Annotated in this window: 9 protein-coding genes and 1 pseudogene; 3 read left to right on the top strand and 7 right to left on the bottom strand. The window is 65.8% G+C overall.

Annotation, left to right across the window (positions count from 1 at the left end; all coding sequences use genetic code 11):
* Positions 1–5 precede the first annotated feature (5 nt).
* On the bottom strand, positions 6–4,454 hold the full coding sequence (gene gltB, locus EV683_RS02615; protein ID WP_131861744.1) for a glutamate synthase large subunit: 4,449 nt from the start codon (positions 4,452–4,454) through the stop codon (positions 6–8).
* 255 nt (positions 4,455–4,709) lie between these two features.
* Here gltB and EV683_RS02610 point away from each other — a divergent pair, with 255 nt between their 5' ends.
* On the top strand, positions 4,710–6,227 hold the full coding sequence (locus EV683_RS02610; RefSeq protein ID WP_131861743.1) for a phospholipase D-like domain-containing protein: 1,518 nt from the start codon (positions 4,710–4,712) through the stop codon (positions 6,225–6,227).
* Positions 6,228–6,297: 70 nt separating this feature from the next.
* Here EV683_RS02610 and EV683_RS02605 read toward each other — a convergent pair whose 3' ends face one another.
* Complete coding sequence (locus EV683_RS02605) at positions 6,298–7,440, bottom strand: trans-sulfuration enzyme family protein (RefSeq protein ID WP_131861742.1); 1,143 nt, start codon at positions 7,438–7,440, stop codon at positions 6,298–6,300.
* Positions 7,441–7,879: 439 nt separating this feature from the next.
* On the opposite strand from EV683_RS02605, the gene EV683_RS02600 reads away from it, so the two are divergent.
* On the top strand, positions 7,880–10,144 hold the full coding sequence (locus EV683_RS02600) for an arginine/lysine/ornithine decarboxylase (protein WP_066612070.1): 2,265 nt from the start codon (positions 7,880–7,882) through the stop codon (positions 10,142–10,144).
* Positions 10,145–10,210: 66 nt separating this feature from the next.
* On the opposite strand, the gene EV683_RS14760 is transcribed toward EV683_RS02600, so the two are convergent.
* From EV683_RS14760 to EV683_RS02580, 5 genes and pseudogenes are all read right to left on the bottom strand, one after another.
* Positions 10,211–10,606, bottom strand: coding sequence for a CZB domain-containing protein (locus EV683_RS14760; RefSeq protein ID WP_231879857.1), 396 nt, complete (start codon positions 10,604–10,606; stop codon positions 10,211–10,213).
* Positions 10,607–10,651: 45 nt separating this feature from the next.
* A pseudogene (locus tag EV683_RS14755) lies at positions 10,652–10,909 on the bottom strand (methyl-accepting chemotaxis protein); the annotation flags it as partial.
* Positions 10,910–11,552: 643 nt separating this feature from the next.
* A complete protein-coding gene (locus tag EV683_RS02590; protein WP_131861741.1) occupies positions 11,553–12,212 on the bottom strand; it encodes an amino acid ABC transporter permease in 660 nt (219 codons plus the stop codon).
* A gap of 88 nt (positions 12,213–12,300) precedes the next feature.
* Complete coding sequence (locus EV683_RS02585; protein WP_131861740.1) at positions 12,301–13,080, bottom strand: cystine ABC transporter substrate-binding protein; 780 nt, start codon at positions 13,078–13,080, stop codon at positions 12,301–12,303.
* Between the two features lie 58 nt (positions 13,081–13,138).
* Positions 13,139–14,125, bottom strand: coding sequence for a Wzz/FepE/Etk N-terminal domain-containing protein (locus EV683_RS02580; protein WP_131861739.1), 987 nt, complete (start codon positions 14,123–14,125; stop codon positions 13,139–13,141).
* Positions 14,126–14,145: 20 nt separating this feature from the next.
* On the opposite strand from EV683_RS02580, the gene EV683_RS02575 reads away from it, so the two are divergent.
* Complete coding sequence (locus EV683_RS02575; protein ID WP_131861738.1) at positions 14,146–14,373, top strand: hypothetical protein; 228 nt, start codon at positions 14,146–14,148, stop codon at positions 14,371–14,373.
* Positions 14,374–14,634 lie beyond the last annotated feature (261 nt).

Genomic DNA, 14,634 nt, shown 5'->3' with positions numbered 1-14,634 from the left:
GCGACTTAGTCCTTCAAGAGGCTGTCGAGCTTGGCGGCCTTCGGCTTCACCAGCCAGAAGTAATCGACGTAGTCGTCGAAGTTCTCCAGCATCGCGCGGCCGATTTCCGAGCCGGTGTACTCGACATGCTTGGCGATCTTGTCCAGCAGGAAGGCGCGGTACATGCCCATCGCCTCGCCGTTGATCAGGTTGATGTCGATCAGCTCGTTGTTGTAGCGGTAGGCGAAACGCTCGCTCGGGTCGTACACGAAGGCGAAGCCGCCGGTCATGCCCGCGCCGAAGTTGTAGCCGGTCTCGCCCAGCACGATCACGGTACCGCCGGTCATGTATTCGCAGCAGTGGTCGCCGGCGCCCTCGATGACCGCCAGCGCGCCGGAGTTGCGCACCGCGAAGCGCTCGCCCGCCACGCCGGCCGCGTACAGCGCACCGCCGGTGGCGCCGTACAGGCAGGTGTTGCCGACGATGATCGCCTCGTTCGATTTGTAGGCCGAGCCTTTCGGCGGGTAGATCACCACGCGGCCGGCGTGCATGCCCTTGCCGACGTAGTCGTTCGCGTCGCCTTCGAGCTCGAGGTTCAGGCCCGGCGCGTTCCACACGCCGAAGCTCTGGCCGGCCGAACCCTTGAACTTCACCGTCAGGCAGCCGTCCGGCAGGCCGGCGGCGCCGTGGCGCTTGGCGATCTCGCCCGACAGACGCGCACCGATCGAACGGTGGATGTTCTCGATGTTGTACTCGAGCGTCAGCATCTGCTTGTTCTCGAGCGCCGGCAGCGCGTCGCGGACCATCTCTTCGGCCAGCTCGCCCTTGTCGAACGACGGGTTGGAATCCTCGACGCAGAAGCGCGGCTCGGTTTCCGGCACGTTGCCGAGGCTCAACAGCGGCGACAGGTCGAGTTTTTTCTGGCGCTCGGTCTGACCCTCAGCGAGGTCGACCAGGTCCATGCGGCCGATCAGTTCGTCGAGCGAACGCACGCCGATCTTGGCCATCCACTCGCGGGTCTCGCGGGCGACGAAGCGGAAGTAGTTCATCACCATTTCCGGCAGGCCGATGAAGTACTTGTCGCGCAGCTTGATTTCCTGGGTCGCCACGCCGGTCGCGCAGTTGTTCAGGTGGCAGATGCGCAGGTATTTACAACCGAGCGCGATCATCGGCGCGGTACCGAAGCCGAAGCTCTCGGCGCCGAGCACGGCGGCCTTGATCACGTCGAGGCCGGTCTTGAGGCCGCCGTCGGCCTGCACGCGTACACGGCCGCGCAGACCGTTGGCGCGCAGCACCTGCTGCGCTTCGGACAGACCCAGTTCGAACGGCGTGCCGGCGTACTTGACCGAGGTCAGCGGCGACGCACCGGTGCCGCCGTCGTAACCGGAGATGGTGATCAGGTCGGCGTAGGCCTTGGCCACGCCGGCGGCGATGGTGCCCACGCCCGGCTCGGCGACCAGCTTCACCGACACCAGCGCGTCGGGGTTGACCTGCTTGAGGTCGAAGATCAGCTGCGCCAGGTCTTCGATCGAATAGATGTCGTGGTGCGGCGGCGGCGAGATCAGGCTGATGCCCGGCTTGGCGTGACGCAGCTTGGCGATCAGCGGCGACACCTTGTCGCCCGGCAACTGGCCGCCCTCGCCCGGCTTGGCGCCCTGCGCGACCTTGATCTGCAGCACTTCGGCGTTGACCAGGTAGTGCGGGGTGACGCCGAAGCGGCCCGACGCGACCTGCTTGATCTTGGACATGCGCTCGGTGCCGTAGCGGGACTCGTCCTCGCCACCCTCACCGGAGTTGGAGCGGCCGCCGAGGCGGTTCATCGCGGTCGCCAGCGCCTCGTGCGCCTCCGGCGACAGCGCGCCCAGCGACATGCCGGCGGAGTCGAAGCGCTTGAGGATGGATTCCTCGGACTCGACCTCGTCGATCGGCAGCGGGGTCTCGGCCAACTTCAGCTGCATCAGGTCGCGGAACATCGATACCGGACGGTCGTTCACCAGGTGGGCGAAGGTCTGGTAGGCGTCGTAGTCGCCGTTCTGCACCGCCTTTTGCAGCATCATCACGACGTCGGGGTTGTACGCGTGGTACTCCTCGCCGTGCACATACTTCAACAGGCCGCCCTGCGTCAGCGGACGCATCGGGTTGAACGCGAGGCGGGCCAGCTTTTTCTGGTCTTCCTCGAAGTCCTCGAAGTGGGCGCCCTCGACGCGCGACACGGTGCCCTTCAGGCACAGCTCGACCACCTCGCTGTGCACGCCGATCGCTTCGAACAGCTGCGCGCCGCGGTACGAGGCGATGGTCGAGATGCCCATCTTCGACAGCACCTTCAACAGGCCCTTGTTGATGCCCTTGCGGTAGCGCTGCAGCGCCTCGTTGACCTTGAACGACACGGTGCCGTCGGACACCAGGTCGGCGATGATCTGGTAGGCCAGGTACGGGTAGACGCCGGTCGCGCCGTAGCCGATCAGACAGGCGATCTGGTGCGGATCGCGCGCGGAGGCGGTCTCGACGACGATGTTCGACTTGCAGCGCAGGCCGGCGTCGATCAGCGCGTGGTGCACCGCACCGGTGGCGAACAGCGCCGGGATCGGCAGACGGAACTGGCTGATGTTGCGGTCGGACAGTACGACGATCACGGTGCCTTCGCGCACGGCGCCGATCACATGCTCGGTCAGGCGCTCGATCGCGCCCTTCAGGCTGGTCTCGGCCGGGTCGTAGCACAGATCGAAGGTGGTCGCCTTCAGGTGCGCTTCCGGACGGGTGGTGATCTGGGTGAACTTCTCCAGCGACAACACCGGGCTACGCACCTCGAGGCGCTTGGCGTGCTCGGCCGACTCCTCGAACAGGTTGCGTTCCGGGCCGAACACGGTGTTCAGCGACATCACGACCGCTTCGCGGATCGGGTCGATCGGCGGGTTGGTCACCTGCGCGAACTGCTGGCGCAGGTAGTCGAACGGCGAGCGCACCTTTTGCGACAGCACGGCCATCGGGGTGTCGTCGCCCATCGAGCCGATCGCTTCCTGGGCGTCGTCGGCCAGCACGCGGATCACCTGGTCGCGCTCTTCGACGCTGACGTTGAACAGCTTCTGGAACACGTCCAGCTCTTCGCGCGGCAGCAACTCGAGCGCCGAGTCGTCCTCGCTGGAGAGCTCCAGGTACTTGGCGCTGTCCTTGATCCACTGGCGGTAGGGCTTGGCGGACTTCAGTTGCGCGTCGATCTCTTCCGGCATCAAGAGTTCGCCGGTCGCGAGGTCGGCGGCGAACAGCTGGCCCGGCTTCACGCGGCCTTTCCTGACCACGTCTTCCGGCTTGTAGTCCCACACGCCGACTTCGGACGCGATGGTCAGCACGTTGTCGCGCGTCAGCACCCAGCGCGCCGGGCGCAGGCCGTTGCGGTCCAGCAGACAGGCGGCGTAGCGGCCGTCGGTCAGCACGATGCCGGCCGGGCCGTCCCACGGCTCCATGTGCATCGAGTTGTATTCGTAGAAGGCGCGCAGGTCCTTGTCGGTCGAGTCGACGTTCTGCCAGGCCGGCGGCACCAGGAGACGCAGCGCGCGGAACAGCGGCACGCCGCCCATCAGCAACCCCTCGAGCATGTTGTCGAGCGACATCGAGTCGGAGCCGTCGGTCTGCACGATCGGGCGCACCGCGTCCATGTCGAGCAGCGGCGAGGCCATGATCTGCTCGCGCGCGCGCGCCCAGTTGCGGTTGCCCTGCACGGTGTTGATCTCGCCGTTGTGGGCGAGGAAGCGGAACGGCTGCGCGAGGCGCCACTGCGGCCAGGTGTTGGTCGAGAAGCGCTGGTGGAACACCGCGAGGCTGGACTCGAAGCGCGGATCCTTCAGGTCGAGGAAGAAATTGGCCAGGTTGTCCGGCGTCACCAGGCCCTTGTACGACAGCGTGTGCGTGTTCAGCGTCGGCAGGTAGAAGTAGCCGTCGTCGGCCTTGTTCGCCTTCTCGGCGCCGCGGCGACCCTGGTAGAGTCGACGCTGGAAGGTGGTCTCGTCCATGCCGAACGGGCAGTTGACGAACACCTGGCTGAAGGTCGGCAGCGACTTGAGCGCGGCCTCGCCGCACACCGAGGCGTCGGTCGGCACGGTGCGGAAGCCGGCGACTTCGAGGCCCTGCGACTCGAGGTGTTCCTTCAGGCGGCGCAGCGAGCGCTGGCCGACGGTTTCGTCGGGGTGCGAGAACACCAGACCGGCGGCGTACACCGCCTTCAGCGAAATGCCCGCCTCGGCGGCGACTTCGCGCAGGAAGCCGTCCGGCTTGCGGAACAGCAAGCCACAGCCGTCGCCGGACTTGCCGTCCGCCGCCACCGCGCCGCGATGGGTCAGCTTGGCGAGCGAGGAGATCGCGGTGCCGACGAGCCAGTGGCTGGGTTTGTCGTCCAACTGGGCGATCAAACCGAAGCCGCAGCTGTCCTGTTCGAAGTCCGGGCTGTACAGGGTCCCCTGCAACCAGCGCTGTCTGTCCATACCAGTTACCTACTTATAATGTGAAACGAATGTTTCGATTCTAAGGGCAAGGCGCGCGACGCTGCAACCGCTTTTTGCCACCCCGTTTTTCCCTTAAAAATCAATTGTTTACGACAATTCCGGCGATCGTTTCCGGACCCGTTTCCGGTCTGTTTTGGAATTTTTTTTTCGTTTATGAGACTCGAATATTCACAAATGCGACGCTGCCGTTCATTTTTTAGGCAAACCTGTTCGAAGTCAAACATTTAGCACCTAATGACATCGCCATCACCGACCCCCGCCTCGTTCGAATTCGTCCGCCAGCTGGCCGACCAGGCCTTCTCCCGCTCGGCCGGCGCGCCGCTGGTCGGCGGCAACGCCGTCACCCCGCTGTTCGACTGCACCGACAACTTTCCCGCCTGGGAGGCGGCGATCGCCGCCGCGCGCGACTCCATCCACGTCGAGATGTACATCTTCGCCGCCGACGCCTTCGGCACCCGGCTGCGCGACCTGTTGGCCGAGCGCGCGCGCGCCGGCGTGCGCGTGCGCCTGCTGTACGACTGGCTCGGCTGCTGGAAGGAGCACCTGTGCGGCTTCTTTCGCCCCATCGTCGCCGCCGGCGGCCAGACGCGCGCGTTCAACCCGCCGTCGCTGGGCGGCGCGGCCAGCCTGCTCGGGCGCGACCACCGCAAGCTGATCGTCGTCGACGGCCGCGTCGCCTTCGTCGGCGGGCTGTGCGTATCGAGCCGCTGGGAGGGCGACGAGCGGCGCGGCGGCGCGCCGTGGCGCGACACCGGCGTGAAGCTCGAAGGACCGATCGTGCGCGACGCGGTGCTCGCCTTCGCCGACAGCTGGGCCGCCTGCGGCGCGCCGCTGCCGGCCGACGAGCTGCCGCCGCCGCCCGCGCCGGTCGGCGAGGTCGCGGCGCGGCTGATCGCGACCACGCCGGACACCGCCAACATGATGCGGCTCGACCTGCTGATCGCCAGCTTCGCGCGCCGCACGCTGTGGCTGTCCGACGCCTACTTCATGGCCAACGGCCTGTATCTGACCGCGCTCAAGCACGCGGCGCAGGACGGCGTCGACGTGCGGCTCTTGGTGCCGCGCTCCTCCGACATCGGCTGGATCGCGACGGTATCGCGCACGCTGTACCGGCCGCTGCTGCTGGCCGGCGTGCGGGTGTACGAGTGGGACGGGCCGATGATGCACGGCAAGACGGCGGTCGCCGACGGCCGCTGGGCGCGCATCGGCTCGACCAACCTGAACTGGTCGAGCTGGATCGCCAACCGCGAGGTCGACGTCGCGATCGAGGACAGCGCGCTGGCCGGCCAGTTGGCCGAGCGCTTCCTGAAGGATCTGGAAAATTCGACCGAGATCGTGCTCGCCGGCCACAAGACGCGGCCGGTCGCCGTCAGGCCGCGGCCGCGCGCGAAGCCGACGCTGCTGTCGCCGTCGCACACGCCGCGCGAGCGCGCCGGCGCGGCGGCGGTGCGCCAGGCGGCGCGGCTGGGCGACGCCTTCGGCGCGGTGGTGCGCGGCACGCGCACCGTCGACCTCAGCGAGGCGGCGGCCTTCCTGACCATCGGTCTGTTCTTCGTCGCGCTGGCGCTGCTGATGGCCTTCTTCCCCTACCTGGTCGCCGCGCCGCTGGCGCTGTTGTCGCTGTTGTCCGGCGGCGCGATCACGCTCAAGGCGGTCAACCTGTTCCGCGCGCGCCGGCGCCGCAAGCTGGCCGAGGCGGCGACGCTCGCCGCCGCTGCCGTGCCGCCGGACGACGCGCCGCCGGCGCAGTGAATCGCGACGCCGCGACAAGTTGGCCGAGCCCTTTTGCGGGGCTCGGCCAACTTGTCGGGCTTTTACGGCCTCAGGCCAGCGCTTGCGCCAGATCGTCGAGCAGGTCGTCGACGTCCTCGATGCCGAGCGACAGCCGCAGCAAGCCCTCGCGGATGCCGAGCTCGCGCCGCTTCTCCGGCGGCAGCGAGCCGTGCGACATGGTCGCCGAGTGGTTGACCAGCGACTCGACGCCGCCGAGCGACTCGGCCAACGCGAACAACCGCAGGCGCTCGGCGACCCGGCTGGCGGCCTCGCGGCTGTCGTCCCTCAGGTAGAAGGACACAATGCCGCCGAAGCGGCGCTGCTGCCGTTTGGCAAGCGCGTGCTGCGGATGGTCGGGCAGGCCCGGGAAGAACACCTTTTCTACCGAGGCTTGGCCGAGCAGGAAGTCGGCGACCCGCTCGGCGTTGTCGCAGTGGCGCTCCATCCTGAGCGCCAGCGTCTTGATGCCGCGCAGCACGAGGAAACAGTCCTGCGGCCCGGGCACCGCGCCGGCCGACAGCTGCACGAGGCGGATGTCGCGGAACAAGGCCTCGTCGTCGAGCGCGACCAGCCCCAACAGCACGTCCGAATGGCCGCCGAGGTACTTGGTCGCCGAGTGGACGACGACGTCGGCGCCCAGCTCGAGCGGGTTCTGCAGGTAGGGCGTCGCGAAGGTGTTGTCGACCGCGACCCTGACGCCGGCGGCGCGCGCGATCGCCGCGAGCGCGGCGATGTCGACGAGATTGAGCAACGGGTTGGACGGCGACTCGAGCCAGACGAGCTTCACGCTCCCGTCAAGCAGCGCGGGCAGACTGGCGGGGTCGGACAGGTCGGCGAACACCACCTTGACGCCGGCCGGCTGCAGCAGCCGCGTCAACAGGCGGTAGGCGCCGCCGTAGCAGTCGGCCTGCGCGACGACCGTGTCGCCAGGCTTGAGCGTCGCGCGCAGCACCGCGTCGATCGCCGCCATGCCGCTGGAAAACGCCAGGCCGTGGCGGGCGTTCTCCAGCCCGGCGAGGCAATCCTCGAGCGCGGCGCGGGTCGGCGTGCCGCCGCGCGCGTAGCTGAACGGCAGCGCCTCGCCGACGTGGTCGAAGGCGAACGCCGAGGTCTGGTAGACGGGCGGCATCACCGCGCGCTGGTGCGCCTTCGGGTCGTGGCCCAGATGGATGGCCTTGGTGGCGAATTTCATGGAATGGTCCGGACGGAAAACGGTCTGACAAGGGTAGCGGGAGCAGACGACGGCCGGCAAGGCAAGCGCCGTCGTGTCGTATTGTCGTAAAACTGCGACGCTTTTTCGCCCGGGCACGACGGCCAAAAGCGCCGAAACACGGGCACTTAGCCCGGCAAACCCGCGCCGGCGCTGGATTCGCGCCGACAAGAACGCAATCTTGTCACCGTTCTCGTTTAAGATACGCCCCTTTTACGGGTGACTTGGGGCCGAAGCGGAGCCTGCGCCGTCGCGGCGCGCGCCTTCACGACACCCCCGGGCCGGCTGACGAGACGGTTGCCGAAAGCAGCTCAAGTACGCACTGCGGCGCAAAGCGCCCTTTTTTCAGCGCCCTCAGGACGGGCCGGTCGTTCGCACCGCTCCGCACCGCCAGCGCAGTTTGCTTTTTCAGGAAACTGGCATGCGTTTTTACTTCCCCATCGTCATCATCGACGAAGACTTCCGATCCGAGAACACCAGCGGCTCCGGCATCCGCGAGCTGGCGGCGGCCATCGAGGCCGAGGGCATGAGCGTGGTCGGCTACACCAGCTACGGCGACCTGACCTCCTTCGCGCAGCAGCAGAGCCGCGCCGCCGGCTTCATCCTGTCGATCGACGACGAGGAATTCGGCGGCGGCACCCCGGAGGAAACGCTGGAGGCGCTCGCCCAGCTCAGGGGCTTCGTGCAGCGCATCCGCGGCCGCAACCCGGACATCCCGCTGTACATGTACGGCGAGACGCGCACCGCGCGCCACATCCCGAACGACATCCTGCGCGAGCTGCACGGCTTCATCCACATGCACGAGGACACGCCGGAGTTCGTCGCGCGCCACATCATCCGCGAGGCGAAGTCCTACCTCGACAGCCTGGCGCCGCCGTTCTTCCGCGCGCTGGTCGACTACGCCTACGACGGCTCGTACTCGTGGCACTGCCCGGGCCACTCGGGCGGCGTCGCCTTCCTGAAGAGCCCGGTCGGCCAGATGTTCCACCAGTTCTTCGGCGAGAACATGCTGCGCGCCGACGTGTGCAACGCGGTCGACGAGCTCGGCCAACTGTTGGACCACACCGGCCCGGTCGCCGCGAGCGAGCGCAACGCCGCGCGCATCTGCCACGCCGACCACCTGTTCTTCGTCACCAACGGCACGTCGACGTCGAACAAGATCGTCTGGCACAGCACCGTCGCCGCCGGCGACATCGTGCTGGTCGACCGCAACTGCCACAAGTCGAACCTGCACGCGATCATCATGACCGGCGCGGTGCCGGTGTTCCTGATGCCGACGCGCAACCACTACGGCATCATCGGCCCGATCCCGAAATCGGAATTCCAGCCGGAAACGATCCGCCAGAAGATCCTCGCCAACCCGTTCGCGCGCGAGATCGTCGAGAAGAACCCGAACGCCAAGCCGCGCATCCTGACCATCACGCAGTCGACCTACGACGGCATCCTGTACAACGTCGAGGAGATCAAGGGCCTGCTCGACGGCGAGGTCGACACGCTGCACTTCGACGAGGCGTGGCTGCCGCACGCGGCCTTCCACGACTTCTACGGCGACTTCCACGCGATCGGCGAGGGCCGGCCGCGCTGCAAGGAGTCGATGATCTTCTCGACCCAGTCGACGCACAAGCTGTTGGCCGGTTTGAGCCAGGCGTCGCAGATCCTGGTGCAGGACCCCGAATCGCGCCCGCTCGACCGCGACAGCTTCAACGAAGCCTACCTGATGCACACGTCGACCAGCCCGCAGTACGCGATCATCGCCAGCTGCGACGTCGCCGCCGCGATGATGGAGCAGCCGGGCGGTCACGCGCTGGTCGAGGAATCGCTGGTCGAGGCGCTCGACTTCCGCCGCGCGATGCGCAAGGTCGACGAGGAATACGGCGACGACTGGTGGTTCCGCGTCTGGGGCCCCGAACAGCTGTCGGCCGAGGGCATCTGCGACGCCGACGACTGGAAGCTCAAGGCCGGCGAGGCCTGGCACGACTTCGGCAACATCGAGGACGGCTTCAACATGCTCGACCCGATCAAGGCGACGCTGTTGACCCCGGGCCTGAACGTCGACGGCAGCTTCGAGGAACTCGGCATCCCGGCCGCCATCGTCACCAAGTACCTGACCGAGCACGGCGTGGTGGTCGAGAAGACCGGTCTGTACAGCTTCTTCATCATGTTCACCATCGGCATCACCAAGGGCCGCTGGAACACGCTGATCTCGCTGCTGCAGCAGTTCAAGGACGATTACGACAAGAACCAGCCGATGTGGCGGATCATGCCGGAGTTCGTCGCCAAGTACCCGGAGTACGAGCGCGTCGGCCTGCGCGACCTGTGCCAGAAGATCCACAACCTGTACCGCGAGCACGACATCGCGCGGCTGACCACCGAGATCTACCTGTCGGGCATGGAACCGGCGATGAAGCCGTCGGACGCCTTCGCCAAGATGGCGCACCGCGAGATCGACCGCGTGCCGGTCGACGAACTGGAAGGCCGCATCACCGCGGTGCTCTTGACGCCGTACCCGCCGGGCATCCCGCTCCTGATCCCGGGCGAGCGCTTCAACAAGACCATCGTCGACTACCTGCGCTTCGCTCAGGACTTCAACCGCCGCCTGCCGGGCTTCGAGACCGACGTGCACGGCCTGGTCGCGCAGGAGCAAGACGGTCGCAAGGTCTACTGCGTCGACTGCGTGCGCCTGTAAGCGCCGCACAAGCCGGACGCGACAACGCCCCGCTGTGCGGGGCGTTTTGCCGTATGGGCACCGGCGTCAGCCGGCCAGCGTCTTGGTGCACGGCTGCTGCTCGAAGCGGGTCAGGATCGCCATCACCGCCTCGGACTGCCTTTCCATCTCGCGCAGCGCCTCGCGCGTCGCCGCCGCGTCCTGGCGCGCCCAGGCCGAGAGCGCCTGCCGCCCCTGCTCGTGCACGGCGGCGTGCGGTTTCTCCAGCCCCAGGTAGTCGGGATGGTCGCGGCACTCGTGGTAGCCGCGCCCCTCGTAATACCACTTGCCGAGCCGGCAGGTGGTATGCGAGGACAGGCTGTCGGCGTCCAGCGCCGAGAAGCCGATCAGCGCCTTGTAGATCTCGAGCTTGAACACGATGTGGTCGAGCTTGACGATCTCGAGGAAGCTGACGTTGGCGCCCTGCCCGATCACGCGCGCCATCGTCTCGGCCATGTCGGCCAGCTCGCGGATGCGCGCGGCGGTCGCGCGGCCGGCCTCCTGATAGCGGCCGGCCTCGCCCGCGGCGAGGTCGACCTGCTGCTTGGTCGCGTGCGAGGCGGTCTCGATACCGCCGACCAGCGACGCGATCTCGGTGGTGGCCAGCGCGGTGCGCTCGGCCAACTTGCGGACCTCGTCGGCGACCACCGCAAAGCCACGACCCGATTCGCCGGCGCGCGCGGCCTCGATCGCCGCGTTCAACGCCAGCAGGTTGGTCTGGTCGGCCACCTCGCGGATCAAGCGCACGAAGCCGCTGATGCGGGTGGTCTTCTCGACCAGGTCGTCCATCGCCCCCGAGGTCTGCCGCTGCTTGCTGACGATCTCGTCGAAATTGGCGACCATGCCGTCGACCGCCTCGCGGCTGTAGGCCAGCGCGCTGACCGCGCGCGTCGCGGTATCGAAATGGCCGTCGAGCAGTTGCGCCACCTCGGCGAACGACTGCCGCAACGCCGGCAGGTCGTCGCAGGTGGCCGCGAACGGCCCCATATAGGCGTCGCGTCGCGCCTCGCCGGCGCGCAGCGCGGCCAGCTCGTCCTCCAGCCGCCGCTGCTCGGCCTCCAGCGCGGCAAGGCGCGCCAGCGCCGCCTCCTTCTCCCTTTCCGCCTGCTCGCAGCGCGCCTGCCAGGCCGCCAGTTTCTTCGCTGCACCAAACACCGTTCGTCTCCTTTCGTCCTTGGCCCGCACCCGCCCGCGGGCGAGGCGCGCCGCCGCATCGCGGCGGCTTCAATCAAAGAGCAAACCTAGACAAAAGTTAAATGACATTCAAGCATTTCGTTGAAATATCTGCATCGAGTTTGCGTCAGGTAAAACTTCCTCGTCCTCCTCCGCCATCCGGCGTCCACAAACACACGCCCCGCGAAGGCGGGCGTGTCGGGCGAACGGGGCCGGCTCAGCGCCGGTGCGCCCGCTCCAGCCGCGCCTCGACGCGCTTTTGCACGCGCTCGAAGCTCGCCGACAGCGCCCAGTAGATCGCCGCGGCGGCCAGGTACAGCGGCAAGGGCTGGAAGGTTTGCGCGATCACTTCCTTGGTCGCCAGCATCAGCTCGGTGACGGTGATCACCGACACCAGCGAGGTATCCTTGATCAGCGAGATCAGGCTGTTCGACAGGCTCGGTACCGCCAGCCGCAAGGCCTGCGGCGCGACCACGTAGCGCATGCTCTGCCACCAGGTGAAGCCGAGCGACAGCGCCGCGTCCCACTGCCCCTTCTCGACGCCGGCGATCGCGCCGCGCATGCTCTCGGACAGATAGGCCGCCACGTTCAAGGTCAGCGCGAGAATGCCGGCGGTCACCGGCTCGAACTCGATGCCGACGCCCGGCAGGCCGTAGTAGATGACGAAGATCTGCACCAAAAGCGGCGTGCCGCGCATCGCGCTGACGTAGAAGGCCGCGAGATGCGAGACGAGCGGCACGCGCGCGACGCGTACCAGCGCGACGGCGAAGCCGAGCGCGAGGCCGAGCACCATGGCCGCGACCGCGAACAGCAGCGTATACAACGCGCCGGTCAGCAGCACCGGCCCGGCGGTTGCGAACAATTCCCACCAATTCATGTTGTTGTTCCAAATGCGAACGCCCCCGGGGCGGGCCCCGAGGGCGTGAGGAGCGCGCTTGCCGCGCCTCAAGGTTGGCCGAGGGCGCTTATTTTGCGCCCGGCGCCTGCGACACGTCGATGCCGAACCATTTCACCGAGATCTTCCTGAAGCTGCCGTCGGCCTGCATCGCGCGGATCGCCTTGTCGACGGCGGCCTTGAACTTCGGGTTGCCGCGGGCGAACGGCACGCCCATCTGCGTGACGCCGCCGACCGCCGCGCCGGCCTTCACCGGCAGCTTCGACTCCCGGATCGAGAACGGGATCATCAAGCTGTCGTTGAGCGCCGCGTCGACGCGGCCGGCCGCCAGGTCCTGCAGGTACTCGGGCGCGCCCGGGTAGGTCTTGACCTCGACGCCCGGCACCGCCTTGGCCATGTCGGCGTAGTTGCTGCCCTGACCGACGCCGAGCTTCTTGCCCTTCAGGTCCTCCAGGTTCTTGAAGCTGCGCGTCTCGTTCTTGCGCACGATCAGCTGCGCGCTCGACACCGTGTAGGGCACCGAGAAGTCGAACACTTCCTTGCGCTTGTCGGTGATCGACACCTGGTTGAGCACCACGTCGAACTTGCCCGCTTGCAGGCCGGCCAGCAGGCCGCTCCACTCGCCGGTGACGAATTCCGGCTTCACGCCGAGCCGCTGCGCGAGCGCGCGGCCGAACTCGACCTCGAAGCCGGTCAGTTGCTGGTTCTTGTCCTTGAAGTTGAACGGCGGGTAGGTCCCTTCGAGGGCGATCTTCAGAGAACCACGGCTTTTGACCGTGTCGAGCAGGTCGGCGGCCGTCGCTTGGGTCGATAGCAAAAGCGCCGCCAACAAGAAAATAGATTTCTTCATCGATTTTCCTCTTCATCACAAAAACAGAACTAAGGTAAAGCCTTTATTCGTCTTGAGATTAATTTTTCGAAACAGCAGACCTGGCCAGCTTTTTCTGCATGCGATGCTTGAACGTGGGCCAACTTGTTTTAAAAACAACCCAAAATAAGGCACCGAACAGACCAATCACGCCCGCCAAGGCCAAGATTCTGGCCGATTTTGGCGAACTTTTTTCGACGGGCACCTCGGCCAAGCGAACTTCACCAAAACTGTCTTTCAACACTGGCTGAAGCATGGTGATATCGCGATCAATCCGTTTCAGCAGCGCCTCATAGAAATATTGCTGCCTGACGAGACGCTCGACCACAGAGCCGGACGACCACTCGGACGAGTCCGGCACTTCAACAACCACGGTCTCTTTATCCGTTTTCGCGGATAGATCGCTCAGCATCGCCAGCAGTTTCCCCTCCCGTTCCAGCTGCTGACGCACCGCTTCCGAAGGCATGGCCACCGCCCCAACGCCACCAATACCTTGGTGCAGCTCGGCGAGCCTGTTCACAACCTGAATCCGCCTGACAGATAAGAACGCAAGCAATTGGCCTTCCGGCGTAGCGGTCGACTGGGACAAAACATCCTGCCCGGCAAGAGCGAAACTATTGGCCAGCTTGGTCGCGCGCTCCGCGACAGCATCTTCTACCGTCACCTGAATCAAACCATCTTTTGTCAGCACGGTTTTAACTCTGGCTTTCAGGTATGCCCTCCTTTCGGTTTCGGAGATTTGCGCCCCAGCCGCATCAGAAAGCGCTGCGACAAGAAGAGCATTCTTCTGCAGTTTGTCCCCGTTGAAAAGATTCAGAGCCCCTCGCCCATCCACTTTTGTGGGCAACACAACGCTTGCCGTGGCTGAATAGCGTACCGGCGCCTGAAACAGAAACAACAAGGCAGTCGCGATTGAGAGCAATGGAATCAACAAAAACCAATACCAGTTATTCCAGGCGACAATCAACAAGTCCGCAATATCCAGCTCTTCGTGTTCGCGCATATCGTCAGGCATCATTGCGTTCATAGCATTTCAATGAGGAGATAATGAAAAACATGACCGCCCCGGAGAGCGAAGGCGAGTCCATAGAAAGCAATTATGCCAACAGCGAGAAAATATTGCCTGTCATTTTTATCCCACCCAGACGGGAGCCCGACGGCAGCAAGCTCCTGACCGGCCCATTCAGCCATAACAGCGCAAAAAAACGCCGCCACCTTCATAGGGCGACGGCGTTGCTCTCTTGCTCGCCATCAGACATTGAACAGCGATTGTGACTGCAAGTCGTTGAATAAACAGTTCACCATGCTGCTCCATTAAAAAACATACTCATGTTTGTACTCAAGAAACTCAGCGTTGAGTACGTTCAACCGTGATCTGTCGCCGTTGCGCCGGCTCGGATTCAGCTTTCCAGACGCCGGCGACAGTCATCAATGGCGGATTTTATCTGTTGCGCCAGCATCTGCCTGATCGGCGCACGCTCCAACCGCTCACCCAATGGGCTTGCCTGCAGCAACATCCGTTCGATGACCTCTTCC

This window comes from Crenobacter luteus (genome assembly GCF_004345725.1).
In the GTDB taxonomy this organism is placed as follows: domain Bacteria; phylum Pseudomonadota; class Gammaproteobacteria; order Burkholderiales; family Chromobacteriaceae; genus Crenobacter; species Crenobacter luteus.
Note: the sequence above shows the minus strand (reverse complement) of the source record. Positions and strands in the feature narration are given on the sequence as shown.

Bases quoted from the DNA above. Each gene is read 5' to 3' on its own strand.
- gltB (WP_131861744.1), bottom strand. From the start codon at position 4,454: ATGGACAGACAGCGCTGGTTGCAGGGGACCCTGTACAGCCCGGACTTC.
- EV683_RS02610 (WP_131861743.1), top strand. From the start codon at position 4,710: ATGACATCGCCATCACCGACCCCCGCCTCGTTCGAATTCGTCCGCCAG.
- EV683_RS02605 (WP_131861742.1), bottom strand. From the start codon at position 7,440: ATGAAATTCGCCACCAAGGCCATCCATCTGGGCCACGACCCGAAGGCG.
- EV683_RS02600 (WP_066612070.1), top strand. From the start codon at position 7,880: ATGCGTTTTTACTTCCCCATCGTCATCATCGACGAAGACTTCCGATCC.
- EV683_RS14760 (WP_231879857.1), bottom strand. From the start codon at position 10,606: ATGGCGCGCGTGATCGGGCAGGGCGCCAACGTCAGCTTCCTCGAGATC.
- EV683_RS02590 (WP_131861741.1), bottom strand. From the start codon at position 12,212: ATGAATTGGTGGGAATTGTTCGCAACCGCCGGGCCGGTGCTGCTGACC.
- EV683_RS02585 (WP_131861740.1), bottom strand. From the start codon at position 13,080: ATGAAGAAATCTATTTTCTTGTTGGCGGCGCTTTTGCTATCGACCCAA.
- EV683_RS02580 (WP_131861739.1), bottom strand. From the start codon at position 14,125: ATGAACGCAATGATGCCTGACGATATGCGCGAACACGAAGAGCTGGAT.
- EV683_RS02575 (WP_131861738.1), top strand. From the start codon at position 14,146: ATGAAAAACATGACCGCCCCGGAGAGCGAAGGCGAGTCCATAGAAAGC.